22 protein-coding genes and 4 pseudogenes are annotated in these 26,061 nt (G+C 65.9%); 18 read left to right on the forward strand and 8 right to left on the reverse strand.

Features of this window, described 5'->3' with window-relative positions; genetic code table 11:
- The first annotated feature begins 20 nt into the window (after nucleotides 1-20).
- The 3 genes from Q0627_RS21440 (at nucleotide 21) to manA (ending at nucleotide 2,973) form a co-directional block, all read left to right on the forward strand.
- Nucleotides 21-512 (forward strand): DUF3499 domain-containing protein, encoded by a 492-nt coding sequence (locus Q0627_RS21440; RefSeq protein WP_291011248.1) that lies wholly within the window; start codon nucleotides 21-23, stop codon nucleotides 510-512.
- A gap of 64 nt (nucleotides 513-576) precedes the next feature.
- Nucleotides 577-1,680, forward strand: a complete 1,104-nt coding sequence (locus tag Q0627_RS21445) for a hypothetical protein (RefSeq protein ID WP_298812746.1) — start codon at nucleotides 577-579, stop codon at nucleotides 1,678-1,680.
- The gene (manA, locus tag Q0627_RS21450; protein WP_291011243.1) at nucleotides 1,681-2,973 is read left to right on the forward strand and encodes a mannose-6-phosphate isomerase, class I; all 1,293 of its coding nucleotides are present in this window, start codon (nucleotides 1,681-1,683) and stop codon (nucleotides 2,971-2,973) included.
- Here the strand turns inward: manA and eccE are convergent.
- Nucleotides 2,921-4,786, reverse strand: a complete 1,866-nt coding sequence (gene eccE, locus Q0627_RS21455; protein WP_298812749.1) for a type VII secretion protein EccE — start codon at nucleotides 4,784-4,786, stop codon at nucleotides 2,921-2,923. The two genes, manA and eccE, sit on opposite strands and share 53 nt — an antisense overlap.
- A 245-nt stretch (nucleotides 4,787-5,031) precedes the next feature.
- Here eccE and eccB point away from each other — a divergent pair, with 245 nt between their 5' ends.
- Entirely contained in the window at nucleotides 5,032-6,480 is a 1,449-nt protein-coding gene (eccB, locus tag Q0627_RS21460; protein WP_291011238.1) for a type VII secretion protein EccB, read from the forward strand.
- A gap of 20 nt (nucleotides 6,481-6,500) precedes the next feature.
- Here the strand turns inward: eccB and Q0627_RS21465 are convergent, their stop codons facing one another.
- Complete coding sequence (locus Q0627_RS21465) at nucleotides 6,501-7,148, reverse strand: helix-turn-helix domain-containing protein (protein ID WP_291011266.1); 648 nt, start codon at nucleotides 7,146-7,148, stop codon at nucleotides 6,501-6,503.
- Between the two features lie 214 nt (nucleotides 7,149-7,362).
- On the opposite strand from Q0627_RS21465, the gene Q0627_RS21470 reads away from it, so the two are divergent.
- From Q0627_RS21470 to Q0627_RS21510, 11 genes and pseudogenes are all read left to right on the forward strand, one after another.
- A complete protein-coding gene (locus Q0627_RS21470; protein ID WP_291011236.1) occupies nucleotides 7,363-7,974 on the forward strand; it encodes an NAD(P)H-dependent oxidoreductase in 612 nt (203 codons plus the stop codon).
- Between the two features lie 416 nt (nucleotides 7,975-8,390).
- Nucleotides 8,391-8,624, forward strand: a complete 234-nt coding sequence (gene nrdH, locus Q0627_RS21475) for a glutaredoxin-like protein NrdH (protein WP_291011234.1) — start codon at nucleotides 8,391-8,393, stop codon at nucleotides 8,622-8,624.
- Between the two features lie 224 nt (nucleotides 8,625-8,848).
- Nucleotides 8,849-9,301 (forward strand): class Ib ribonucleoside-diphosphate reductase assembly flavoprotein NrdI, encoded by a 453-nt coding sequence (gene nrdI, locus Q0627_RS21480; protein ID WP_291011232.1) that lies wholly within the window; start codon nucleotides 8,849-8,851, stop codon nucleotides 9,299-9,301.
- A gap of 80 nt (nucleotides 9,302-9,381) precedes the next feature.
- Nucleotides 9,382-9,966: pseudogene (locus Q0627_RS22570) on the forward strand (ribonucleotide reductase N-terminal alpha domain-containing protein); the annotation flags it as partial.
- A pseudogene (locus Q0627_RS22575) lies at nucleotides 9,955-11,157 on the forward strand (LAGLIDADG family homing endonuclease); the annotation flags it as partial. The pseudogenes Q0627_RS22570 and Q0627_RS22575, both read left to right, overlap by 12 nt.
- 24 nt (nucleotides 11,158-11,181) lie before the next feature.
- Nucleotides 11,182-12,798 (forward strand): annotated as a pseudogene (gene nrdE / locus Q0627_RS22580) (class 1b ribonucleoside-diphosphate reductase subunit alpha); the annotation flags it as partial.
- Between the two features lie 52 nt (nucleotides 12,799-12,850).
- A complete protein-coding gene (locus Q0627_RS21490; protein ID WP_291015792.1) occupies nucleotides 12,851-13,345 on the forward strand; it encodes an SRPBCC family protein in 495 nt (164 codons plus the stop codon).
- A 192-nt stretch (nucleotides 13,346-13,537) separates the two neighbouring features.
- Nucleotides 13,538-14,539, forward strand: coding sequence for a class 1b ribonucleoside-diphosphate reductase subunit beta (nrdF, locus tag Q0627_RS21495; protein WP_291015790.1), 1,002 nt, complete (start codon nucleotides 13,538-13,540; stop codon nucleotides 14,537-14,539).
- Between the two features lie 37 nt (nucleotides 14,540-14,576).
- Complete coding sequence (locus Q0627_RS21500; protein WP_298812758.1) at nucleotides 14,577-14,945, forward strand: ADP-ribosylglycohydrolase family protein; 369 nt, start codon at nucleotides 14,577-14,579, stop codon at nucleotides 14,943-14,945.
- An 86-nt stretch (nucleotides 14,946-15,031) separates the two neighbouring features.
- Nucleotides 15,032-15,298: a toxin gene (locus Q0627_RS21505; protein ID WP_298812762.1), complete on the forward strand. Its 267-nt coding sequence runs from the start codon at nucleotides 15,032-15,034 to the stop codon at nucleotides 15,296-15,298.
- The gene (locus Q0627_RS21510) at nucleotides 15,295-15,585 is read left to right on the forward strand and encodes a ribbon-helix-helix domain-containing protein (protein ID WP_291016229.1); all 291 of its coding nucleotides are present in this window, start codon (nucleotides 15,295-15,297) and stop codon (nucleotides 15,583-15,585) included. The genes Q0627_RS21505 and Q0627_RS21510 overlap by 4 nt, the downstream gene beginning before the upstream one ends.
- Nucleotides 15,586-15,676: 91 nt before the next feature.
- On the opposite strand, the pseudogene Q0627_RS21515 reads toward Q0627_RS21510, so the two are convergent.
- Together Q0627_RS21515 and Q0627_RS21520 are read right to left on the reverse strand one after the other, a co-directional pair.
- Nucleotides 15,677-15,865: pseudogene (locus tag Q0627_RS21515) on the reverse strand (nitroreductase/quinone reductase family protein); the annotation flags it as partial.
- 40 nt (nucleotides 15,866-15,905) lie between these two features.
- Complete coding sequence (locus Q0627_RS21520) at nucleotides 15,906-16,097, reverse strand: type II toxin-antitoxin system ParD family antitoxin (protein WP_291016228.1); 192 nt, start codon at nucleotides 16,095-16,097, stop codon at nucleotides 15,906-15,908.
- Nucleotides 16,098-16,252: 155 nt separating this feature from the next.
- On the opposite strand from Q0627_RS21520, the gene Q0627_RS21525 reads away from it, so the two are divergent.
- Together Q0627_RS21525 and Q0627_RS21530 are read left to right on the forward strand one after the other, a co-directional pair.
- Nucleotides 16,253-16,768, forward strand: a complete 516-nt coding sequence (locus Q0627_RS21525; RefSeq protein WP_291016227.1) for an NfeD family protein — start codon at nucleotides 16,253-16,255, stop codon at nucleotides 16,766-16,768.
- Between the two features lie 50 nt (nucleotides 16,769-16,818).
- A complete protein-coding gene (locus tag Q0627_RS21530) occupies nucleotides 16,819-18,378 on the forward strand; it encodes a flotillin family protein (protein WP_291019022.1) in 1,560 nt (519 codons plus the stop codon).
- A gap of 279 nt (nucleotides 18,379-18,657) precedes the next feature.
- Here Q0627_RS21530 and Q0627_RS21535 read toward each other — a convergent pair whose 3' ends face one another.
- The 4 genes from Q0627_RS21535 to Q0627_RS21550 form a co-directional block, all read right to left on the reverse strand.
- On the reverse strand, nucleotides 18,658-19,422 hold the full coding sequence (locus tag Q0627_RS21535) for a hypothetical protein (protein WP_291019020.1): 765 nt from the start codon (nucleotides 19,420-19,422) through the stop codon (nucleotides 18,658-18,660).
- On the reverse strand, nucleotides 19,419-22,292 hold the full coding sequence (locus Q0627_RS21540; RefSeq protein WP_291019018.1) for a DEAD/DEAH box helicase: 2,874 nt from the start codon (nucleotides 22,290-22,292) through the stop codon (nucleotides 19,419-19,421). The genes Q0627_RS21535 and Q0627_RS21540 overlap by 4 nt, the downstream gene beginning before the upstream one ends.
- A gap of 82 nt (nucleotides 22,293-22,374) precedes the next feature.
- The gene (locus Q0627_RS21545; RefSeq protein WP_291019016.1) at nucleotides 22,375-22,803 is read right to left on the reverse strand and encodes a pyridoxamine 5'-phosphate oxidase family protein; all 429 of its coding nucleotides are present in this window, start codon (nucleotides 22,801-22,803) and stop codon (nucleotides 22,375-22,377) included.
- Nucleotides 22,804-22,869: 66 nt separating this feature from the next.
- On the reverse strand, nucleotides 22,870-23,850 hold the full coding sequence (locus Q0627_RS21550; protein ID WP_291019030.1) for an ABC transporter substrate-binding protein: 981 nt from the start codon (nucleotides 23,848-23,850) through the stop codon (nucleotides 22,870-22,872).
- Nucleotides 23,851-24,269: 419 nt separating this feature from the next.
- Between Q0627_RS21550 and ctaD the strand changes: the two genes are divergently transcribed.
- Entirely contained in the window at nucleotides 24,270-25,970 is a 1,701-nt protein-coding gene (ctaD, locus tag Q0627_RS21555) for a cytochrome c oxidase subunit I (RefSeq protein ID WP_291019014.1), read from the forward strand.
- Nucleotides 25,971-26,061: the final 91 nt, after the last annotated feature.

Raw genomic sequence — 26,061 nt, forward strand, 5'->3', positions numbered from 1 at the left:
CGGCACGATAATCTCGTGGGGTGAAACTTCCACGACAGTGCTGCAGGCCCGGTTGCTCGCGGCCTGCCGTGGCGACATTGACGTTCGTGTACGCCGAGTCGACCGCGGTGGTGGGCCCGTTGGCGACCACGGACGAACCGCATTCGTGGGACCTGTGTGAAGACCACGCACTGCGGATCACCGTGCCCCGCGGGTGGGAGATGTTGCGCAGCGAACGGGGCTTCTCCGCGCCCGTCGCCGAGGACTACGAACTGACGGCCCTGGCCGAAGCAGTACGCGAAGTGGGCGGTAGATCGGGTGTCGCCGCAGAACGGATGGCCGGTTTCGACGGCCTCGACGAGGCGAGGACGAACAGGCATCGGCGCGCGGGCTTCTCGCCGAGACTGCCGGGGGAGAGCATCTACGACCGTCCCGCCCGCGGTGATGCCGGTGTTGTGCAGCCGTTGCCTCCGGTCAAACCACGGCCGGGCCGCAGGGGCCACCTTCGCGTGTTGCCCGACCCCGTCGACTGAACACTCAGGCGACGACCTGAGTCGATGCCGGACTTCTCCGCACCGGGACACTAGTGTGGTGGTCATGCGCACCGGTATGCCGGATCTCGATGATGTCGAAGGGCTGGTGGCTCTCGACGTCGATGGGCTGCTGCAGTCGGTGGCCAGGGCAGGTGCGCAGGTGCGTGCCGTCGCCGAGGCTGTGCGCGAGGGTGCGCTCGATCCGTTGTCCCCCTTACGGCCACGCGGCGTGGTGATCGTTTCGGGGGGCAGCCTCGTCGCGGCCGCTGCGTCCGAGTTCACGGTCGCGATGCTCGCCGCACACACCGACGTGCCGCTCGTGTGCGTGCCGTCGTTGCCCGGGTGGGTGGGCCCACTCGACGTGGTGGTCGTCCTCGGTGACGACGCGGGCGATCCGGCCCTTGCCGATGCGGCAGCCCGCGCCACCCGACGGCGTGCCGAGGTCGTCGTCGGGGCGCCGCTGGAAGGTCCACTGCGTGACGCGCTGGGCGGAGCCGGCATCGATCTGTCGCCGCGGGTGCATGTTGATCGGCGGTTCGGGTTCACGGGATTCGTCGCGGTCATTGTGGCCGTGGTGACGGGTCTGTCCTCGGTCAGATTCACCGGCGAGGTTCCCGGTCTCGATGCCGTGGCCAATGCGCTCGACGCCGAGGCCGCGGCCAACCACGTGTCGCGGGAGTCGTTTCGCAACCAGGCCAAGCTGCTGGCGTCGCGGATGGCGGACACCTCGATGGTGGTGTGTGGCGACACTCCCGGTAGCGTCGCGACCGCCGCACAGGCGGCGACGACGATGCTGGCGATCGCCGGCGTCGCGTGCGCGGCCACCGACGTCGCCGGAGCCTCGGTCGCGGTGCGTGATCGCGCGGGTTCCGGCCCGGCGGACTCGCTGTTCCACGATCCGTTCATTGACGGTCCGGCACCGGCTGCCTTGACCGTTCTCGTGCTGGGGGTGCCGCGCCGTGAGTGGCAACTGCGTCACCGGACGGGCGCCCTGGGCGAGGCGGTGCTGGTCGTCGGATCCGTGAACGGAGAATCGGAGCAGGCGGCTGCACCGGGTTCGCCTATGGATACCCGTGGTGATCTGCCCGCCGATCTCGAACCGCTGCTGTCGGCGTTGTTGCGCGTGGATATGGCCGCTGTGTACCTGCGGCTGATCAGGGGGAGCTGAATGGAACGACTCGAAGGGGTGGTCCGCCCTTATGCGTGGGGGTCGCGGACGGCCCTCGCATCGCTGCGCGGACAGCAGGTTCCGTCTGCCCATCCGGAGGCCGAGCTGTGGTTCGGTGCCCATCCGGCGGCGCCCGCACGGTGCGTGCGGTCCGGCGACCAGGGCATGCCGGGTACGGACCTGCTCTCGGTGATCCGGTCCGATCCGGTGCACGAGCTCGGCGCCGGATCGATGGGCCGGTTCGGCGAACGGCTACCGTTTCTGCTCAAGATCCTCGCGGCGGAGGAGCCGTTGTCGCTGCAGGCCCACCCGAGCCTTGTCCAGGCACAGGAGGGTTTCGCTCGGGAGAATGCCCGCGGGCTCGCGATCGACGCACCCGAGCGCAACTACCGCGATCCCTGGCACAAACCCGAGCTCGTCGTCGCAGTGACGGAGTTCGACGCGCTCGCCGGTTTCCGGCCACCGGCCCGGACAGTCGAGTTGTTACGTGAACTGCAGGTGCCCGCGCTCGACCCCTATCTGGGGCTGCTCGCCGGTCAGGCCGACTGCGACGGGCTGCGCGCGGTCTTCACCACCTGGCTCACACTTCCCGAGAACGCGATCATGGCGCTGGTGCCGCAGGTCCTCGAAGGCGCTGTCGCGGTGCTGGAGTCGCGTAACACGGAGTTCACCGGTGAGCTGCGGACCCTGCTCGAACTCGGTGAGATGTATCCTGGAGATCCGGGGGTGCTGGCGTCGTTGCTGCTCAACCGGGTGCGGCTGCGTCCGGGCGAAGGGCTGTACCTGCCCGCCGGAAATCTGCACGCGTATCTGCACGGTACCGGTGTCGAGATCATGGCCAATTCCGACAACGTGTTGCGGGGTGGGCTGACCCCCAAGCACATCGACGTGCCCGAGTTGTTGCGCGTACTCGACTTCACTCCGGTGCCGGTGGCCGAACTGCGTCCCACCGTGCGCACCCTGGGCGCCGAACGCATCTATCTCACACCGGCAGCCGAGTTCCGCCTGTCGCAGGTCGAACTGGACGGGACGGGACTGCGGCGCTCGCAATCGATTTCGTTCGACATGCCCGGGCCGCAGATGCTTGCGGTACTCGGCGGCACCATCGAGGTGCGCACGGCCGCAGGCGATTCGGCGACGGTTCCGGCGGGTTCGGCGCTATGGCTGGCCGCAGGCGATCCCGATGTCGTCGTTCGCGCCGCGTCATCGAGGGCGACGTTCTGCCGGGTGCTCGTACCGGTCAGTCAGCGCGCCGGGGCGGTGGAGGGACAGGTGCCGGCGGCACCGGCGTAGGGTACGCGTTAGCCAGAGGTGCCGCGTGGACCGGTGCAAGATGTGCACCCTGCGCTGTCCGGGGCGGTTCCGCCGAGCCACGGCGGCCGTTGATGATCGCCCATTCATCGTCGACGGCCACAATGGAGACCACGGTTCTGCCGGTGTGGGTGTCGACGCTGAAGGTGTGTGGGTTGCGCCGATCCTGCCTGATGAACACCGTCGTGGCCGGTGCGTTGCCGGGTCTGGCCGATTCGTCGGCCAACTCGCACAGCTGGAAGATCGTGACCCCGGGTGAGTCCGGAGGTGGAACGGGTCCGTCGTAGACCTCCACCCGCGCCGGCAGTACGGGGAGGTTGTTTGCCGGTGCCAGACTGAGCCGGTCGGGACGATCGACGGCAGTCTGCATGGGCCGCCAGCGGTGGGGATCGTCGGTGTGAACGACGACCTGCGCGCCGGTGGCGATGGCGCGCAACACGATCTGCGCGGCCAGCGGCCGGCGTGCGTCGATGACCACCCGGGACACGCCGGGACCGGCGAGCGTGAGCGCAACCGGCCTGCCTTGCGGGTCGGCACCGAGGAGCTGACCTGATCCGCTGCACGGCAAGGCTATTCGCTGGATCAATTGTCGGGCGGCCGCACCGAGCACCGGTGCGACGTGACGCCACGCGGTGTGCGAACGCGGGTGGGGCAGGCCGGTCAGCAGCGCTTCGGCCTGATGGCCGCACAACGCATGTGTGTCGGCCGGCCCGTCGTCGCGGTCGTCGGTGCCGCGATCGGTGTCGATGATCCGGGTGATCACCCGTACGCAGGGTGCCGACGCCGTGCCGGTCAGGCCGATGACGGTCGTCGTGGCGGCGGTCGGCCGTGCCCACGTATCCGACTGCAGCACAGTGTGATCGGCTGCACGGTGATGGGTAGGGGCGGGATTGGCAGCGGCGGGATGGACGGCGGCGTCGATGGAGGAGTAGCGCTGTGCCGCGCCGCCCTGGTCCAGTGGCACCGTCCGGCACCACAGTGGGCCCGAATACGCGTGACCCCAGGACTGGCTCACTTCGGCGGAGGCCAGGCCGCCGGTGAGTTCGCGCAATACCGCGGGGATCTCCGCGGCGGAGAGGATATCGGCGGCAAGGCCTCGTTCGGTGACGCGGGCCGCGACCCGCCTGGTGGCCACGGCCACGGTGCGTGCGGTGCCCTCGGTGTTGCCGCCGCGGCGCGTGATCGCTTCGGGGCAGTTCCGCGGATCGAGCCGGACGATCACGAAGGTACTGGTGCGTGGTGTCGACCTGATGGGTCCCAAAGTTCTTGCGTACGAATGTGACACAGGGCCGGATGCACCGGCGGACGCGGTGTGGACGACGACGTCGATCGAGTGCAGGGCGATGTCGAACTGGGCCAGGCAGTCGGCCAGTGGCGCGAGTGCCAGCGGCGGTTCGGTGCCGGGCCCGCAGTCGCGTCCTGTCCGGTCGAGGTAACGCACAGCGGGGGATGCGGGCCGTACTCGGATCACGGTCACCAGAACGTCCGGCGATACGGATACACCGATGCCCTCCACTGTACGGGCCTGTGCGTCGCCGGCGACCAGCGTGTCCGTCAGGGGCCCTCCCGTGGCCGGGATATCGGCGAACTCGACGGGAATGCCGACGGATACGCGAGAACCGTTGATGTGGAACAGGATTCGCGTCCAGAACGATCGGGCTTCGCGGATCTGTGTGCAACACCACCAGCCGGCGATGACGATCGCCGCGACGACGCCGGTCACCGCCGCCGGTGCGGCGGACGAGAGACCCCAGACGGCCAATACCACCCCGGCGGCGATCTGAACCACGATCATGTATCCGATCGCGGTGTGTGAATCTTGTTGTGGCAGTGCTCGGTACGTTCTCACGCAACCCCCCTTCGGCGCGGAGGCGGCAGGTGACGAGGTTCGTGCTGTGCATGATGGTCTCGCCCGGCCGCCATCGCTCCGATACGCTACTACGGCGCCCGCCGGCGGCAAAGGGGCCCCGGCCGGTATCTGTGGATGCCGGACCGGTATCCGGCGGGGCGCGGGGGTTCCGACTGTGGGGGGAGGACGTATTGGCGAGGCAACTGACCACGCGTGCGCAGGTCAACGGGTACCGGTTCATGATCCGCAGGCTCGAGCACGCACTGGTTCGACGCGACGTGCGGATGATCGACGACCCGATGCGATCGCAGATCAACGCGCTGGCGGTCGGCGCGGTCCTGGCCGTGGTGATCCTGGCCGGTTGCGCCATCTGGGGGATGATCCGCCCCCAGGGGGCCGTCGGAGATTCGGTGATCGTCGTCGGAAAAGGCAGCGGCGCAATGTATGTGGTCGTATCCGATCGATTGCACCCGGTGCTGAACCTGGCGTCGGCGCGGCTCATCACCGGAAAGGCCGATACGCCCCGGTCGGTGGCCGACAAGAAGCTGAGCGGCTATCCGCGGGGACCGCTGCTCGGGATCCCCGGGGCACCGTCGGCCCTACCCGGTCCGGCGAGTGGCGCACGCGCATGGACGGTATGCGACGAGGCGGGGCCGTCGAGCGGCGGTACCGGCGGTGTGCGGCTGAGCGTGATCGCGGCACCGCCGGTTCGGGAGGGGCCGGCCGCACCCGCGTCGCGGCGTTCGGCGCTGCTGATCTCGCACGCGGACAAGACTTTTCTCGTCTACCGGCCCGACGGCGACGAGACGGCGGTCCGCGCCGAGGTGGACCTCGAATCCGTCGAGGTCCGGTCGGTACTGCGATTGGACGGGGTCGCGCCGCGGCCGGTCAGCGCCGGTCTGCTCGCGCTCATTCCGGAGGTACCGCCCATCGCCCTGCCACAGATTGCGGGCAAAGGCCGCAAAGGTGTGCTCACCGGGCCGGGCATCGCCGTGGGGTCGGTCGTGCGCTCGGTCGCCGTCGATGACACCAGCACCTATTACGTCGTCCTCGCCGATGCGGTGCAGAAGGTGGGACGTGTGGCCGCGGAGATCCTGCGGACCGCGGACGCGCGCGGATCGGGGGCGGTCGCGACGGTGCCGCCCGCCCGGATCGCCGCGCTGCCCACCACATCCGAACTCGCCGTCGGCGACTTTCCGTCGGAGGTTCCGGATGTGGCCCCGGTGGACACCCATCCCGTCGCCTGCCAGTCGTGGTTGCCCGCAAACGACCGGACGCCGGCCCGGATGACATTACTAATCGGTACGTCCGTACCGATTCCCGACGGCGCGTCGCCGGTCCCGGTGGCGGGCGCCGACGGCGGCGGACCGTCCGTCGACAGTGTCTACGTCCGGCCCGGCAGCGGTGAACCCGTGATCGTCACCGGTGCCGAATCACGCAGCACCCGAGCACAATCGCGCTTCTACGTCAGCGACTCAGGAGTCCGGTACGGCATCGCGGAGCCGCAGTCCGCCGCAGTGCTCGGGTTGTCGGCCGAACCTGCGCCGGTGCCGTGGCCGATCGTCTCACTGTTGCCGCCCGGCCCCACCCTCAGCAGGACCGCCGCACTGGTGGCACACGACGGTGTCGGTCAGGGCTGAGCGTGCCCTGACCGAAGGCATCAGGTGAGTGGGTCTGAAGGTGGGGTCGTGATGTGCGAACCCTCGACGAGGAACCGGACCATCGTCTCCCACTGCCCGTAGATGGTGTCCGTGTCGAGGCCGGCGACATTGCGTAGATGGGCCACCGCCGCCGCGTTGAGTGGCGTCTGAATGGCGACCGACAGCACGTCGACGCGTGGCCCGAGACCGAGTAGTCCGAGCAGAAAGCCGACGTGCGTCGTCGACGCGGCCCACGCCGGATGGCTCAGGAACCGTCCGCCCGCGCTGTCGGCCTCCAGGAGGATGTCGAGGTGGGTGACCGTCATGTCGAGCCGGGCGCGGCCGTAGGCGGTGAGCCGCTCGAGCGGCGGCGCTCCGGGCCCCAACGGCGGTGGTCCGGCCAGAAAGCCCTGCTGCAGTTCGGTTTCCGAGTGGTTGAGCAGGGCGATCATCAGGCCGGTACGGCTGCCGAATCGCCGGAACACGGTGCCTTTGCCGACGCCGGCCTCGTGGGCGACGGCCTCCATCGTGAGTGAGGACACGGGCCGGGTCTTTATCAGCCGCTGCGCCGCGGCCAGTAGGAGTCTTCTGTTACGGGCGGCGTCGGAACGCTCGGGTTCGGCGGCGAGCAGGTCCGCGGCGAGTAGGTCGGCCGGCCGCCGGGACAGCGCGAGTGTGGACGTGTGGACCGGGAGGACGCGGGCTGTGTCGGGGCCACTGTGGTCGGCGTGCTTCGGTCCGGGACCGTCCGGTACCGGATTGTCCGCTTCCGCCTCGTGTGACACGCCCCTGAGCCTAACCCGTCCGCCATCCGGGAATATAACGGACCTCGGTCCGGTTGGTCGATGTCGAGTAGATGACGTAGTTCGGGAAGGAACCATCATGTCGCAGGATACGAACGGAACCGATTCGGTACAGGCAGCCCCGGCACAGGGGGCCCGGGTCGTCGCACTCGTGGGCAGCCTCCGCGAGGCATCGGTCAACCGGCAACTCGCGCACGTCGCCGCCGACAACGCGCCCGAAGGGGTCGAGGTGAGCGTCATCGAGGACCTCGGTGCGCTCCCGTTCTACAACGAGGACACCGATCCGTCGGTCAACCCGGCCGCGGGCGAGGTCGACGCCAAGGTCGCCGGGCTGCGGACCGCCGTCGCCGACGCCGATGCAGTCCTGATCGTGACCCCCGAGCACAACGGCAGCATCCCGGCCGCGCTGAAGAACGCGATCGACTGGTTGTCGCGGCCGTACGGAACCGGCGCCATCAAGGGCAAGCCGGTCGGCGTGATCGGTGCGGCACTCGGTCAGTACGCCGGCACCTGGTCGCGCACCGAGACCCGCAAGTCTGTCGGTATCGCCGGCGGTCAGGTCATTGAAGAGGTCGAGGTCGGCATCAATTCGTCCAAGCTCGGAGAGCAGGGCGTGTCGGCGCCCGAGGTCGTCGAACAGGTCGTCGGCGCCGTGAGCCGGCTCGCCGGCGAGGTGGCCGCCGTCGCCTAAGGCCGCCTCGGGCACGCCTGCGGGGGCTTCCTCTGCCATGGCCGCTTCCGGCCGTCGTGATCGACGGTGGGAGGCGGTCATCGCCGTCCGTGCGGTCGCGGCAGGCGCTCGGCGACACTCCCGATGACCTGGGAGTTTGGGCTTTCCTACCGCTTCTACCTGCGACTTTCACCGGTGTGATTCCCAAGGTCTAGTGGTCTGGGCAAACGCCACCCACTAGGTGTAGTGTTTGTGAAACCGGCGGGGCGGAATGACAAGCGGTCCGGGATCGCGAATCACACGCAAGAGGTTTCGACGTCGCACCAGACTTTCGAGTCGTGCGGACCGTGAGCATCACGCTGGGGAGGGTACTTTGCGGGGGCTGCCTCGCAGCACCCTCCGAGACAGCAGAGCAGTCAGATCACGAGGGAGATTCGATGGCAATCACCGTCTACACCAAGCCGGCCTGCGTTCAGTGCAACGCGACCTACAAGGCCCTCGACAAGGCGGGCCTGTCGTACGAGATCGTCGACATCAGCAAGGATGACGCCGCCCGCGACTACGTCATGGCGCTCGGCTACCTGCAGGCACCCGTCGTCGTATCCGGTGACGAGCACTGGTCGGGATTCCGTCCCGATCGCATCAAGGCACTCGCCGCCAACGCCGCCTGATACGGCCGGTGCCGGCAGTGGCCGGTGGGAATGCGATGGGGAAGTCGAATTCTCGCGCCTCTGCTCGTCAGGACGTATCGGTCAGGATTGTCGGGACCTGTCGGTCGTCCCCGGCCTGCCATGACCTCGGTGAGGTCACGGTGGTCGGGTGCCGGCCGGCGGGTCCGTCGGCCCGGCAGCTATTCCAGTCCGGGAATACTGCTCGTCAGATGGAAGGTGCAGCGATGCCCAGCCATGAGGTGCCGCTCGTCGTGTACTTCTCGTCGGTGTCGGAGAACACTCATCGTTTCGTCACCAAGCTCGGCGTGCGTGCCGTCCGGATTCCGGTCAACGACCGGCAGACGACGATCTCCGTCGATGAGCCGTACGTGCTGATCTGTCCCACCTACGGTGGCGGCAAGGTGTCCTCGACGACCGGCGGCGGCTACGTACCCAAACAGGTGATCCGCTTCCTCAACGACGAGCACAACCGCTCGCTGATCAGGGGAGTGATCGCCGCCGGCAACACCAACTTCGGTGAGGAGTTCTGTTTCGCCGGTGACGTGATCTCGCGCAAATGCGGTGTACCGTACCTGTATCGATTCGAACTGATGGGCACCGCCGACGACGTCGTGCGCGTGCGCGCGGGACTCGCCGAGTTTGCTGCCCGCCTCGATGCCCGGCATGCGCGGGCGTAACCTGTTTTCCTTGTCTCCCAGCCTGATTCCATCCCCCAGAGTTTCCCCCAGAGTTTCCGTCGTGCTACCAGGAGTATTTCGTGTCGCCAACCGCATCCACTGAGACCATCGCGTCGGCAAGCCAGTCCGGTGTGCACGCCGGACCGTCCGGGCATGAGCCGGGTGAACTCGACTACCATGCCCTCAACGCGATGCTCAACCTGTACGACAGGGACGGCAAGATCCAGTTCGACCGCGATCGCGAGGCGGCGCGGCAGTATTTCCTGCAGCACGTCAACCAGAACACGGTGTTCTTCCACGATCTCGATGAGAAGCTCGAATACCTGGTGGAGGAGAACTACTACGAACCCGAGGTACTCGAGCAGTACGACAGGGAGTTCGTCAAGGACCTGTTCAAGCAGGCCTACGCCAAGAAGTTTCGCTTCCCCACATTCCTCGGCGCGTTCAAGTACTACACCAGCTACACCCTCAAGACCTTCGACGGCAAGCGCTACCTGGAGCGTTTCGAGGACCGGGTCTGCATGGTGGCGATGACCCTCGCCGCCGGAGACACCGCACTGGCGCGCAACCTCGTCGACGAGATCATCGAGGGCCGGTTCCAGCCGGCTACCCCCACCTTCCTCAATTCGGGCAAGAAACAACGCGGTGAGCCAGTGAGCTGTTTCCCGGCGGGTACACCAATAGATACTGCCGATGGACAGCGGGCGATCGAGTCGCTGAAGCCGGGGGATCTGGTTCTCTCGCACGATGGTACGTACGCCGAAGTAGAACAGCTGATCGAGAACGACAATGATCAGCAGTTGATCTCAATCTCCCACTTCGGGCATAAAGAGCCCATTCGGTGTACCCCCGAGCATCCGATTCTTGTGTGGACAACCAGAGACGTGGACACCCTGATCGAAGGCGACGGTGCCGATCCGTTCAACGGATTTGTGTGGCTGGCGGCGAAAGATATTCACCACTCGGACTTTATTGTCACTACCGCGCCATCCGAAGCGCGGGCACGGCGTTCCTACGACCTGATGGAGTATGTCGGAGCGGGAGTCTACGAAGAGGTTGACGGGCTCATCTGCAAGGTCAATCAGGATAAGAAGCACCGCAACAAGCAACGGCACAGCCAGCGATTCATCTCGGTCAACCGGCATGTAGAAGAATCGTATGACTTGGGGCTGATCCTGGGGTGGTACATCGCGGAGGGGCATGTCTCCAAGCGATCCACCGAGCGCACAGTGGCGAACGGAGTGCACTTCACCCTCGGAGCTCACGAGACCTCATATCATGAGGAGTTGTCATCGGCATTCAAGCGAGTATTTGCCACTGAACTGTCAGTTCATAGCAACAGCAGCGACCACTCGGTGCGTATGGTCTCGAACAGCAAGGTCGTCGCCGAACTGCTGTTGTCGCTGGCGGGTACCGGGTACAGCACAAAGCGACTGGCTCACAGCGTTCTCACCGCGGATGAACAGTTCCAGCGTGGGGTCTTGATGGGCTTGTTCCGTGGCGATGGGTGCTCAACTGTCGGCGGGATGGTTCTGGACCTGGTCAATCCCGTCCTCGTCGACCAAGTTCAGTTGATGCTTCGACGTCTCGGTGTGATGTCGATTGTGCGCAGGTACACGAATCAGGCGGGGAATCTGACGGGCCATGTCGTGGTTCCGGGACTTCCCGGTGTCAATGAAGAGTTCATTTTCGACATCGGCAAGAATTTGCAGAACTACGTCGGCCGAAAGGGAACGCTGCGGACAACCTACCAAACCGTCCACGGACGGCAGGTGTACGGTATTCGCGAGCTCGTTCAGATCGACGAGACTCCGGATAAAGTCTATAATCTGCACGTCAAGGGTACGCATACGTACTCAATCCGAGGGACAGTCGTTCACAATTGTTTCCTGCTTCGCATCGAAGACAATATGGAATCCATTGGGCGGTCGATCAATTCGGCTCTCCAATTGTCCAAGCGGGGCGGCGGGGTGGCATTGCTGCTGAGCAATGTGCGCGAGCACGGCGCGCCGATCAAGAAGATCGAGAACCAGTCGTCGGGTGTCATCCCGATCATGAAACTGCTGGAGGATTCGTTCTCCTACGCCAATCAGCTCGGTGCCCGGCAGGGTGCGGGTGCGGTGTACCTGCACGCCCACCATCCGGACATCTACCGCTTCCTGGACACCAAGCGGGAGAACGCGGACGAGAAGATCCGCATCAAGACACTGTCGCTGGGGGTGGTGATCCCCGATATCACGTTCCAGTTGGCCAAGGCCAACGACGACATGTACCTGTTCAGCCCGTACGACGTCGAGCGCGTTTACGGAGTGCCGTTCGCGGACGTGAACGTGACCGACAAGTACCACGAGATGGTGAACGACAAGCGGATTCGAAAGACCAAGATCAAGGCCCGCGAGTTCTTCCAGACTCTCGCCGAGCTGCAGTTCGAGTCGGGTTACCCGTACATCATGTTCGAGGACACGGTGAACCGGGCCAACCCGATCGACGGCAAGATCACCCACTCCAATCTGTGCTCGGAGATCCTGCAGGTGTCCACGCCGTCGACGTATAACGACGATCTCTCCTATGCCGAAGTGGGCAAGGACATCTCGTGCAACCTGGGTTCGCTCAACATCGCCAAGGCGATGGATTCGCCCGATCTCGGGCAGACCGTGGAGACCGCGATCCGTGGTCTGACCGCGGTGAGCGACCAGACCGCCATCACCTCGGTGCCCTCGATCGAGAAGGGCAACAACGAGTCCCACGCCATCGGACTCGGGCAGATGAACCTGCACGGATACCTGGCGCGGGAGCGGGTGTTCTACGGCAGCGACGAGGGCGTCGACTTCACCAACATCTACTTCTATACCGTGCTGTACCACGCGATCCGGGCCTCCAACAAGATTGCCCGCGAGCGCGGTAAGCCGTTCGGTGGATTCGAGAAGTCGGCCTACGCCTCGGGTGAGTTCTTCGACAAGTACGTCGACAAGGCGTGGGAGCCGCAGACCCAGAAGGTGCGGGATCTTTTCGGGCAGGCCGGGATTCACATCCCCAACCAGGACGACTGGCGTGCGCTGAAGGCCGCCGTGCAGCGTGACGGCATCTACAACCAGAACCTGCAGGCGGTGCCGCCAACCGGATCGATCAGCTACATCAACCATTCGACCAGCTCGATCCATCCCGTCGCGGCCAAGATCGAGATCCGCAAAGAGGGCAAGATCGGCCGCGTCTACTATCCGGCGCCATACATGACCAACGACAACCTGGAGTACTACCAGGACGCGTACGAGATCGGCTACGAGAAGATCATCGACACCTACGCCGCCGCCACGCAGCACGTCGACCAGGGCCTGAGCCTGACCCTGTTCTTCAAGGACACCGCCAGTACCCGTGATGTCAACAAGGCGCAGATCTACGCCTGGCGCAAGGGAATCAAGACGCTCTACTACATCCGCCTGCGTCAGATGGCGCTGGAGGGTACGTCGGTGGACGGCTGCGTCAGCTGCATGCTGTGACCTGAGGGGGATCACCTTTGACCACGAGAGTCCCGCTCAGCCGAGGAGACCGATGACCGGAAAACTCCGTAAGGACGACACGATCCGCGCGTCGACGGTCGTGCGTGCCGCGCCCGCCGAGGTCTTCCGGGTGGTGTCCGACCCGACCCGCTACCCCGAGTGGAGCCCGGAGTGTCACCGCGTCGAATGGGTCGACGACACGCATTTCGTCGGGCACAACCGTCGCCGCCGGGGCAGGTGGAAGACCACGGCGACGGTGGTGGCGAACGAGCCGGACCGCGAGTTCAGGTTCGTCGTCGAGATGATGGGCAAGGACTTCACCGGCTGGGCCTACCTCGTCGAACCGCACGCCGAGGGCGCCCTGCTCACCGAGGAGTTCGTGATGCGCGTCGACCTGCCGCTGGTGGCGCGCCTCTTCGAGGTGCTGGCGCTCGGTGTGCGGGACCGGCGCACCGATCTGCAGGGCAACCTCGACCGCTGCGTCCGCACTGTTCGCGGCATTGTCGAGCGTGAGGTCGGCGAACGCGCCCCGGCGGACGGCCGGTGAGCCCGGGGGGAGGCCGGGCGCACCGACTCCGTTCGTCGTCGGAGCAGGGTCGGCATATGTTGCTCCCGACCTGATCAGTCGAACCAGCGGAAACGCTGCACGCAGTCCGTAGTGAAGCGGCTCGGCTCCAGAACGGTATCCTTGCGATCAGTCTTCCGATGCCATTGAGATCACGATCGAGATCGAGGGAACATGTTCGAACCCGCCCACAGTCCAGCCGACGGCGCCGCGATCAAGCTCGTCAGCCGGGTGTCCGCGATCAACTGGAACCGCGTTCCCGACGAGAAGGACGCCGAGGTCTGGGACCGGCTGGTCGGCAACTTCTGGCTGCCGGAGAAGGTGCCGGTGTCCAACGACATCCCGTCGTGGAGCACGCTCACCGAGTACGAGAAGCAGCTCACGATGCGGGTGTTCACCGGCCTGACGCTGCTCGACACCATCCAGGGCACCGTCGGCGCGGTCTCGCTCATCCCCGACGCGGTCACCCCGCACGAGGAGGCGGTGCTCACCAACATCGCGTTCATGGAGTCGGTGCACGCCAAGAGCTACAGCTCCATCTTCTCCACGTTGTGCTCCACCAGGGAGATCGACGAGGCCTTCCGCTGGTCGGAGGAGAGCGAGCACCTGCAGCGCAAGGCACGCATCGTCATGGACTACTACCGTGGCGACGACCCGCTCAAACGCAAGGTGGCCTCGACGCTGCTCGAGTCGTTCCTGTTCTACTCGGGCTTCTACCTGCCGATGTACTGGTCGAGCCGCGCCAAGCTCACCAACACCGCCGACGTCATCCGCCTCATCATCCGCGACGAGGCCGTGCACGGCTACTACATCGGCTACAAGTACCAGCGCGGCCTGGAAACGCAGACCGCCGAGCGTCGTCAGGAACTCAAGGACTACACCTTCGAGCTGCTGTTCGAGTTGTACGACAACGAATCCGACTACACCGAAGCGCTGTACGACGAGGTCGGCCTCACCGAGGACGTCAAGAAGTTCCTCCGTTACAACGCCAACAAGGCCCTGATGAACCTCGGCTACGAGGCGATGTTCCCCAAGGACGAGACCGACGTGAACCCCGCCATCCTGGCCGCCCTGTCCCCGAATGCCGACGAAAACCACGACTTCTTCTCCGGCTCCGGCAGCTCCTACGTCATCGGCAAAGCCGTCAACACCGAAGACGAAGACTGGGACTTCTGACCCGCGTCGTTCCCGCGTCTGAAACTGCGTCGGGACGATGTCATCGCCAGGCATCCGGGCTGTGCTGGCGGGCAAGTACCTTCGTAAGTCCCGCGACGAGATCTCGTCGTCCGGTTATGTCGTCGACACTCTCGAAGCGGCGTTGTGGGCATTCGCTCATGCTGACGACTTCGCCACCGGCGCCTTGCTGGCGGTCAATCTCGGCAACGACGCAGACACAGTGGGAGCCGTCTACGGGCAGCTTGCCGGTGCCTACTTCGGTTTCACGGGGATCCCCACCGAATGGACAAGTCAGGTCCATGACGTCGACATGATCATCAACACCGCGACGGCACTGCACGATCTCGTTCCCGAAATGCGCGTCAGCGATGAGTCCGCCGTGCACTTACACGAGTGCTTGCTCTAGGCCTCCGCCTATTGCCGTGGCGTGAGGGGTTGTGTGTACGAAACTCCGGATAGTATCGTGTACATAAATACAGCGGGGGTGGTGAGATGGACGTGCTGGTGCAGGTCCACGAATCGGCACTCAAACATGGATTGAGCGCCGATGAAGTGGTTCGGATGTGGATCGAGGGTATTGAGGAGGTTGTGATCGATGATGACGAGCCGCCGCGATACATGAGGCTCGCATTCGACGATGCGGGCCGTCCATGGGAAGTCGCGGCGTTGCGCTTTGGGGGTGGTACCAGGTATCTGGTGATCCACGCGATGCCGGCACGTAAGTCCGTGGTGGAGAGGATGCAGAGGAGGATTCGATGAGTGAGCAGGTGGCAAGGCCGGTGAATGGCTCCTACGGCACTGTCAACGGTGTGGAGATCACCGAAGAGGTGCTCGCGCGACTGATCGAGAACGCCGAGAAGGGATTTCCTGGATCAACTTTCCGGGAGCCGGGCCGGCCTTCGCGAACCAACGAGCCGACGCACGCTGTCACGGTCCGGCTGAGTGAGTCCGAACTCGCCGCTGTGATGGCACGGGCCGACAGGGAACATCTGACTCGTTCCGAGGCTATCCGTGAGGCCCTCGACAAGTGGGCTCGTGCATCCTGAGCGGTGACCACAACCCGAACCTGCGTCGCGCGAATCCGATTCTGCGACACCAAATTCGTGGGACGCGGTTTTGTTGCGCGTGGAGGTCAGGTCAGGTCAGGTCGATGCGGATGCTGCGGAGGTCGGTGCCGACGAGACGGACGACGGCGCTGTTTCCGCCGGGGAGTTGCTTGAGGCGGGCGTGGGGGTCGTCGTCGGGTAGTAGGTGTGCGATGTCGTTGTGCCAGTTGCCTTTCAGGCGCACTCGGACCGCGGGATCGGCCTTGATGATCTTGACGTAGTGGCCTTCATGTCGGGCATGGATACGAGCGTACGCCCGTTTATGGCTCGGGGTTGCCGTCGACTTCTTCGGTTGTCTTGCCGAGTGCGGCAATCCGTTGTTCGTGTTCCTCCAGCAGGCGCAGGCCGGCGCGGATGACGTCGCTGGTCGAGCCGTAGCGGCCGGAGTCGACGAGGTCGTGGACGAAAGTGTGGAAGTGGTCACCCAGGGTGATGGATGTGTTCCGGGCCACTGCAATCTCCTTCGGGATGGTGTATTATCAAATAATACTTCCCTGGTCGCGAGGGTGCCGCGTCGGCCGTTCAGGCTACGCGAGGCGTGCGCGACGAGATGACCGCCGTCTATGGTGCGGGGGATCGCGCAGGGGACACACGGAAGGGGCAGTGGGTGACGGTTGTATTCGGAGTCATTTTCGCGATCGGTCTGCTCGCGCTGCTGGCCGCGCTCTTCGCAGGTGAGATCGGGGATATCGGCGACGTCGGAGACGGAGGTTTGCCGTTCCTGAGCCTGACGAGCCTGGCGATCGCCCTGTTCGGGTTCGGTGCCGGCGGCCTCGGTGCCGACTTCGCCGGTCTGCCGTCCGGGGTCTCAATCGGTGTCGGTGCGGGCGTGGGTGTCGCCCTGGTCGGCGTCTTCCGGGGCCTCCTGCTTCCGTATATGCTTCGGCAACAATCTAATTCACACTTCGGGCGGGCGTCGTACCTGGGTATGACCGGCCGGGTGGAGCTTCCGATCGAGCCCGACGGGTGGGGCGAGATCACCATCGCCGATCCTGACGGTGCGCGCGTGCGGCTCAAGGCCAGAACCGAGGAATCTGCAACGATCAAAGCCGGTGCGCAGGTGTACATCTGCGATGTCGACGCCGAATACGTACGGGTGGTGGCGATTCCGGCACTGGACTGACGGAAGTCTCAGTGCCACAAAAGACCTGACAACACAACAAGGGAAACGGGGTGCATATGATTACGATCATCGCAGTGGTCGCCGTCGTAGCATTCGTGGTGTTCATTCTCATTCCGGTGATCTACGTCCGGAACTACATCAAAGTCCCACCCAACGAGGTCGCCGTTTTCACCGGCCGCGGCGCGCCCAAGGTGGTCCGGGGCGGAGCCCGCTTCCGGATTCCGGGCATCGAACGCGTCGACGTCATGTCGCTCGAACCGTTCAACGTGAACATCAACCTGCAGAATGCGTTGTCCAACAACGGTGTTCCCGTCAACGTCGAAGCAGTCGGCCTGGTGCGGATCGGATCGGCCGACGAGGCGGTGCAGACCGCCGTGCAGCGATTCCTCACCTCCGACAGCAACGAACTGCAGCGACAGATCAACGAGATCCTCGCCGGCAGCCTGCGTGGCATCACCGCCACGATGACGGTCGAGGACCTCAACTCCAACCGTGACACCCTCGCCCGCAGCGTCGTCGAGGAAGCGGGCAGTGACCTCGCCCGCATCGGTATGGAGGTCGACGTCCTCAAGATCGCCGGTATCTCCGACCGTAACGGCTACCTCGAATCGCTCGGTCAGCGGCGCATCGCCGAGGTCAAGCGCGACGCCGCCGTCGGTACCGCCGAGGCCGAACGCGATTCGCAGATCTTCTCCGCCAAGGCGCGGCAGGAAGGTTCGACGGCCCAGGCGCAGGCCGACACCGCCATCGCGACCGCCAACCAGCGTCGCGACGTCGAACTGGCTCGGCTGCGTGCGCAGACCGAAGCCGAGAACGCCGAGGCCGACCAGGCCGGTCCGCTCGCCCGGGCGCGCGCGGAGAAGGCCGTCGGTATCGCCAGGGAAGAGGCGGAGGCCGCCCGCGTTGAGGCGCGGACCGAGGTGGAACGCAAGCGCACTCTGCAATCGCAGGCCTCGCTCGAAGCGGATGTGATCGCGCCCGCGGAGGCCGAACGGCAGGCATCGGTGGCCCGAGCCGAAGGTGAACGGCAGGCAGCCATTCTGCACGCCCAGGCACAGGCTGAAACCGCCCGGCAGACCGGTGCGGCGACCGCCGACGCACGCAAGCTCGCCGCCGACGCCCGGCGTGCGGAGGCCCAGGCAGAAGCCGACGGTCTGCTGGCCAACCGCACGGCTGAGGCCGACGCCCGAAAGCTGGCCGCCGAAGCGCTGCGCGCCGAGCAGCAGGCCGAGGCCGATGGTCTGAAGGCGAAACTGGAGGCCGAGGCCACCGGTAAACGCCAGATCGCCGACTCGCTCAACGCGTTCAGCGACCAGGCGGTGCGGATGGAGATCCTGCCGGCCGTGCTGAAGGCGCTCGTCGAGGCGACCGGCAAGTCGGCCGAGCAACTCGGCAACATCGACAAGATCTCGATCATCGGAGGATCGTCGGAGGCAAAGTCGTCGCTCACCGGACTGCTCGGAATCTCGCCGCAGACGATCGCCGGGGTCATCTCGACTCTCGAAGACTCAGGAATCGACGTCACCGGCCTGGTCAACGGGCGGGGTGCCGCGAAGTCGGGTGGGGTTGTCGCCTCTGGCGACGCCGATGCGGTCCAACTCGATGGTTGAGGGAAGAAGAGCCGCTAGGCGATGAGCCTCGAAATCTGGTGAGATAGCAATGTCCGCAACCACTTTCACCGGTGGTTGCGGACATTGTCGTATCTGATCGGCGTACTGGTGGCCACTGAGCCGGTGGTTCCGTCAGGATTCGCGTCTCACCGGACCCTTCGTGACCTTCGCTCCTTCGTCGCTTCAGCCTCAGGGATCAAGAGGGGGCTACTTTTGTTCGGGGATCATCATCATGACCGAGGTAACGATGATTGCCTGGCCTCAGGGATCAAGAGGGGGCTACTTTTGTTTGGGGTCAAGAAGGGCGTCGTAGAGTTCGGCGAGTTGGTCGACGGCCTCGCCGACGTCGCCGGCCGGGATTCCGGAGGCGCGCAGCGCCGCGTGCAGGGATTTGATGTCGAGATCCATGATCGGGGTCATCCGCGGCGGATCGGGTAGCGGGGGGAGTGCCGGCGCGGCGGTCGGCACCAGTGGGGTCGGTACCTCGTCAGGGTCGGTAGATGTTGCGCCGCTGAGTGATTCGACTGCCGACAGGAGTTGGGTCAGGTCGGTGCCCATCAGCGTGAGCAGAGTGGTTGCGTGCCTGTCGATGTCGGCGGCCACCTCGTAGATGACGGCGAGAACGTGGATGCAGCGGACCGTCTCGTCGGGACAGCTGCATTCTGAGGCGATGTCGGCGGATTCGGTGGGCAGTAGTAGCTCGCCCAGTACATTCGGCTGCGTGCCGCGGGTCAGCGCAAGCAGGTCGTCGACGGCGTTCCGGGACCGCAATAACGACGCGACCGTCGGCGTGTGGACCGGGCGCATAGTGACCGTCACCTCGAACGGGTCGAGCTGACTACCGTCGACGAGAGCGGTGACCCGCCCGCTGCCGATCGACAGCTGCCGCACGTTGCGGTCGCGGAAGTAGCTGCGGGCCTTGGTGATCCGTCGGGAGTCGACCGGACCGGTATCGCGGCCCTCCACGACATCGCAGACGGCCCGCGACCACGGAGTCACGCCGTAGCCGCGGGTCGCCTTCCGGTCCGCACCTCGCGGGCTCATTCGCTGACCGCCTCATCGCGCAATGCGAACAGTTCGTACAACTCGTCGTTGCCGAAGTCGCCGAGCCAGCTCTCGCCTGTCGCGACGGTGAGCGCCGACAGTTCGCGTTTGCTTCCGATCATGTCGTCGATCCGTTCCTCCAGAGTGCCCACGCACACGAAGCGGCGCACGTGCACGTCGCGCCGCTGACCGATTCGGTAGGCGCGGTCGGTGGCCTGGTCCTCGACGGCCGGATTCCACCAACGGTCTACGTGGATAACATGATTGGCGGCTGTCAGGTTGAGTCCGGTGCCGCCTGCCTTGAGTGTGGCCACCAGTACGGGCGGCGCGTCGTCGCCGGTCTGGAAGCGCGCCACCATCGCATCGCGATCGGTGCGGGACAGTCCACCGTGCAATAGGGGGACATCGGCGTCGAGCAACTCGCCGAGCCAGCCGGTGAGCATCTCCCCGAACGCCGCGAACTGGGTGAACACCAATGCCCGGTCTCCTTCGTCGACAAGGGTTGTCGCGATGTCGGCCAGCAACTCGACCTTGCCCGACCGGTGGCCGCTGCGCCGGGTGATAGGTGAACCGTCGCCGAGGTAGTGCGCGGGATGATTGCAGATCTGCTTGAGCCTGGTCAGTGCGGCGAGCACCGTCCGCCTGCGCAGCACCCGCTGCTCCTTGTCCTTGAGCGCTTCCATCAACTCGTCGACGACGGCCCGGTACAGGGCCGCCTGCTCGACGGTCAGATTTGCCCGGACCGTCAGCTCATCTTTGGCGGGAAGGTCGGAAATGATTGACGGATCGGTCTTTTCGCGGCGCAGGATGAATGGCCGGGTCAATCTGGTCAGGTGCCGCAGCGCCGCCGGATCACGTTCGCGTTCGATCGGCTCGGCGAATCTGGCGCGGAACACCGACGCCGAACCGAGCAGTCCCGGGTTCACGAAGTCGATGACCGCACGTAGGTCTTCCAGACGATTCTCCACCGGGGTGCCGGTCAGGGCGACTCGGTGCTCGGTGGGAATCGTGCGGATCGCCTTGGCCGCAGCAGTATTCACGTTCTTGACATGCTGGGCCTCGTCGACGACTATGCGCCGCCAAGAATGCGAGGAGAGGAGCTCACGGTCGCGGGTGGCCGTCGCGAAGGTCGTGATGACCACGTCGGTATCGCGGCGCCGGGCGGCGAACGCCTTGCCCGTTGCGCGTTGGTGGCCGTGATGCATGGTGACGGTGAGTTCCGGTGCGAATCGGGCGATCTCGCGTTGCCAGTTACCGATCACCGACATCGGGCAGATCACGAGCGTGGGCAGCCGGTCCTCCGCGGACTCGTGGGCGTTGCGACGCTCGTGGGCGAGGACCGCGATCACCTGGACGGTCTTGCCCAAGCCCATGTCGTCGGCGAGTACCGCACCCACCCCGAGCCCGCCGAGATGGGTCAGCCACTCAAATCCGCGCTGCTGGTACGGGCGCAACGTCGCATCGGCCAGGACCGCACCCGGAAGTACCGGTGGGCGAAGCGAACCCGCGTCGGCGATGTCGTCGAGCCAGGACATGCCCGACACCGCGGTGACCGGGATTCCGGTGCGTTCGGTGTCGCCGGTCACCAGGTCGAGCAACTCGCCCATGTCGGGTGGGGTGCCGGCTGCGGCGGCGACACGCTGCGCGGCGATGAACCCTGCCGCACGGGTCAGTGCGGCACCCTCGGCGCGCATCCAGATACCGCGAACCCGGACCAGATCACCCTTCTGCCGCGCCAATTCGTCGATGTCGGCGTCGGTGAGCGCAACTGCGTCGCCGCCGGTGCCGAGCGCGAGCCGCCACTGGAAATCCCGTACCGCACCGAGCCCGACCATCGCGTTGCGCCGGGGGCTGCCCACCACCGGGCGCCCGGTGAGCGAGAGTGCGGGCCGGACGTCGGCGATGGTGCGTGGCAACAGGACCGCGAATCCGGCGCGGCCGAGCGCGGAGACGCCGTCGGAGAGGAGTTCGGCGACCGTGTCGGTGGTGAGCAGATAGTCCAGGCTCGTGCGGTCGGGTTCGGCCTGCCGCAGCGGCCCGAACGCGCTGACCGCGTTGGCCAGGTCGGTGGTCACCCGGTCGAGTTGTGCAGGATCGAGTCGATGCGGCGCCACCGGTTCCAGATGACCCTCGACGTTGCGCAGACACACCTGGAATCGCCACAGTGCATGCGTACCGGGGAACTCGTCGGTCTCATCGGGTTCGTGCAGCCGGAACACGACGGTCGTCTCGTCGCCGCCGGCGCTCGCCTGCCAGGTCAGCCACGCCGCCGACGCGGCCCCCGCCCTACTCGGCGACACGGTGTCGCCGGACGATCCGGGGAGCAGGTCCCCGATGAAGCCGAACCGGTGTGCGTCGGCGCGGACACCGGCCAGGCGAGCGCGGCACAGATGGTCGGTGAGTTCGGCGACCAGATCGTCCACGGCGGCACGGGGGTCGGGATTGTTCATGGTGACTATCTCGGGCGCGGCACCCCACATCACCGCCGACCAACTACGCCACACCGGGGTGGCGACGGGCTGCCAGCGCACCAGCGACGCGCCGCCCGCCGACGTGACCGTGGGCGTGACGGCGCCGGCGGCGACCAGACGTCGCACGCCGTCGAGCAGATGGCGATACCAGGCGATCTCGGGGTGCGCCGGCAGCGACCGGGTGGCGTCGAGAAGGACGACCGCGGCCGTGACGCCGAGGGTGGCGGTGGCCGCGAAGTCCCGGCGGCCGTCGGAATCGATGACGGCCACACGCGTACTGAACCGGCGGCCGGCCAGCAGTGCGGCGACCGGTCCGGGCAGTTCCGGTTCGGGAGCGAGTGTGTCGTGCCACAACGACAGACCGGCCCCCGGACGCCAGAGGGCGTGGAGGCCGAGCATGCGGGGCGGGTCAGGTGCGGTGGCGATGGTCGAACACTTTATCGGTCGCCTGTGACAACCGAATACTGCTCACCGCCGGGCCTCAGCCCGCGGGGGTTGTCGCTGTGGGCTGTGGTGCCGTCTTCGGGATGAAGTGCTGGGCGTCGAGGATCAGCACCACCCGGTCGTCGACGTCGGCGGGGACCGGTTCGTCGGGGTTGCCGTAGCGGCGGCCGAGTTGCCGGTAGAAGTCGCCGTCCGGGTCGCCGCCGACGGTGACCAGCCAGCCGGTGATCTCCAATACCCGCGCGGGGTCGTCGGGGTCGGTGATGATGAACGAATAGTTGGGGTTGGCCTGCAGTGGCACGAATTTGCGGCGCGGAATGGTCTGGCTCATCCGTAGGTGGGCGCCGTCCCAGGTGAATCGCATCGGCTGCTGCGCCGGTCGCCCGTCGGGGGCGACGGTGGCGAGTATCCCGATGAGCGGACGCTCAAGCAGGTCCCGGTACTCGTCGGGCAGTGTATGGATCATGGGGTCGATCGTAGCCATCCGAGTCCGATATTGAAAACCTTTCGGTAGGCATTCCCGTAACGGGGTTCAGGAGTTGGAGTCCAGCGATCCCTTCACGTCGTTGAGCACCAGCCAGGCCGCGGCCAGGCCCGATGTCGAGTACCAGACGGTGTCGTCGACTGCCAGCACGCGCTTCCAGGTGGGTGCACCCATATCGAGCCAGCGGTCGCTCTCCAGGACGGTCCGGGCATGCCTGAACGACGCGCTGTCCTCGACGGAGGGGCCGGTCACGTCTCCGGAGTCGCGATAGCTGACATAGATGAGGTCGCCGTCGGCGACGGTGAGATTGTCGTCGGTCAGTTTCGTACTGCCGGCCTCGCGCTGGCTTGCCGGCCGCTGGACGCCGATAGCGGCGAGGACCTGAGCGGCGAACGAATCGGTGCCCTCGGCGGTCTGGCCGTCGGCGCTGAACCGGACGAGGGACACCTCGGTATGCGCGGCGTCCTTACGCCTGCCCGTTCGGGCCGCCTCTCTGGTGAACCGGGCCAGCAGGTCCGTCGCGGCGGCGGTCCGGTTAAGAGCGGCGGCGACCGACCGGTACCGCTCGGTCCAGTTGGCCGCGGGATCGTCGGTGGGGTCGATCGTCACGACCTTGGTGCCGGAGAACGCCGCGGCGCGCACGGCGGTGGCCGGGGTGGTCAGCACGATATCGGCGTCGGCGGTGGCGACCGCGGATGATCCGGGGGATTCGCCGATCGCGGGAACGGAGGTGAGCTGCGGGCCGAGGTAGCGGGGGACGGCATCCTCGGGCACGGTGACCGCGGTGACCTTGGACCCGATCCCGAGCGCGCAGAGGTCATCGAGAAGCAGTGGATCGGTGACGACGATCCGGCCGACATCCAGTTTACCGGCGTCCGGCGCGGTGGGTGCAAAACAGGTCTTGGTGTAGTCGCGTTCGGCGCCCACGATGTTGACCTCGGCCAGTCGCGTGGTCGGAATGGAGATGGGGGAGCCGTCCGGCGTGGTCAGGTCTTGCTCATCACCCGCACACGCGCCGAGGAGCATCATCGTCGCGGCCAGTACCGCGCCGATCGACGTCCGCCGCAGTCGCGGGCGGGGATTGCTGGTTCCGGAGCCGAATCGCACCCGATCAACCTAGTTGCCCGACTCCGGGACCGGCAACCGGCCGGACCCGGCACCGGATGGTCTGATCGTCGCCGGCGGTGCCGGCCGCCGCGATCGGGGACCGGCCCGCCGCATGGGCGTCGAACACGCCGCGCCGGATACTCGGGGCGAAGGTCCCTCGGGCATTCTGACCTGCTGGTATAGGTACATGTGACTATCAATTACGACAGTTCGTAGGACCCGCTCTGTCGAGGCGCCCGGAAGGGTTTAGGATCACTACAAGCGCTCGGTAACGTCATGTGCCGACCCAGGGTGCCGATAGTCCGTCGCCCACGACAAAAGGTCGCGCTAGAGGAGGATCTGTGACTGCGGTAGACCAGCCCGCCACGCAAGTGGCACCAGTGCGTCCGTTCCCGGAGCGCTATCAGCCCAAGGGCTCGTTCTTCTACAAGCTCATCACCACCACCGATCACAAGCTGATCGGAATGATGTACATCACCACCTGCTTCGCGTTCTTCCTCGTGGGTGGTCTGATGGCTCTGCTCATGCGCGGCGAGCTCGCGCATCCCGGCATGCAGTTCCTGTCGACGGAGCAGTTCAACCAGCTGTTCACGATGCACGGCACCGTCATGCTGCTGCTGTACGCCACCCCGATCGTCATCGGCTTCGCCAACTTCGTGCTGCCGCTGCAGATCGGCTCACCCGACGTCGCGTTCCCGCGCCTGAACGCCATGGGTTTCTGGCTGTTCCTGTTCGGTGCGCTCGTGGCCCTGGCCGGCTTCCTCACCCCGGGTGGCGCCGCCGACTTCGGCTGGACCGCATACACGCCGCTCACCGACGCGCTGCACTCGCCCGGCGTCGGCGCCGACCTGTGGATCATGGGTCTGGGCGTCGGTGGTCTGGGCACCATCCTCGGTGCGGTCAACATGATCACCACCGTCGTGTGCCTGCGCGCCCCCGGCATGACCATGTTCCGGATGCCGATCTTCACCTGGAACATCCTGGTCACCAGTGTGCTGATCCTGCTGGTGTTCCCGCTGCTCACCGCCGCCCTGCTCGGCCTTGAGGTCGACCGCCAGTTCGGTGCCCACCTCTACGATCCCGCCAACGGCGGCGTCATCCTGTGGCAGCACCTGTTCTGGTTCTTCGGGCACCCCGAGGTGTACGTCATCGCCCTGCCGTTCTTCGGCATCGTGTCCGAGGTGTTCCCGGTGTTCGCCCGCAAGCCGCTGTTCGGCTATTCCGGCCTGGTGTACGCCACCCTGTCGATCGCCGCCCTGTCGGTGGCCGTGTGGGCGCACCACATGTACGTCACCGGCGCGGTCCTGCTGCCGTTCTTCTCGTTCATGACCTTCCTGATCGCGGTCCCGACCGGTGTGAAGTTCTTCAACTGGATCGGCACCATGTGGAAGGGCAACATGACGTTCGAATCGCCGATGCTCTTCTCGGTCGGCTTCATCGTCACCTTCCTCTTCGGTGGTCTCACCGGTGTTCTGCTCGCCAGCCCGCCGCTGGACTTCCACCTGTCGGACTCGTACTTCGTGGTCGCACACTTCCACTACGTGCTCTTCGGCACCATCGTGTTCGCCACCTACGCCGGCGTGTACTTCTGGTTCCCCAAGATGACCGGACGCATGCTCGACGAGGGCCTGGGCCGCTGGCACTTCTGGCTCACCTTCATCGGCTTCCACACCACGTTCCTGGTCCAGCACTGGCTGGGCAACGAGGGCATGCCGCGCCGCTACGCCGACTACCTGCCGTCGGACGGATTCACCGAACTGAACATCGTCTCGACCGTCGGTGCGTTCATCCTCGGCCTGTCGACCCTGCCGTTCCTGTGGAACGTCTTCCGCAGCTACCGCTACGGCGAGGTCGTGACCGTCGACGATCCGTGGGGCTTCGGCAACTCGCTCGAATGGGCCACCAGCTGCCCGCCGCCGCGGCACAACTTCACCGAGCTGCCCCGGATCCGTTCCGAGCGCCCGGCGTTCGAACTGCACTATCCGCACATGATCGAGCGGATGAAGGCAGAGGCCCACGTCGGCCCCGGCGGCGGTCACTGACCTCTCCGGTCGCCGACACAGCACCGAACAGCAAAGCCCAAGCGGCCCTCGCTCTCAGCGAGGGCCGCTTGGCGTTTCCGGCCCTGCGCCC

This window comes from uncultured Gordonia sp. (assembly GCF_937858515.1).
In the GTDB taxonomy this organism is placed as follows: Bacteria; Actinomycetota; Actinomycetes; order Mycobacteriales; family Mycobacteriaceae; genus Gordonia.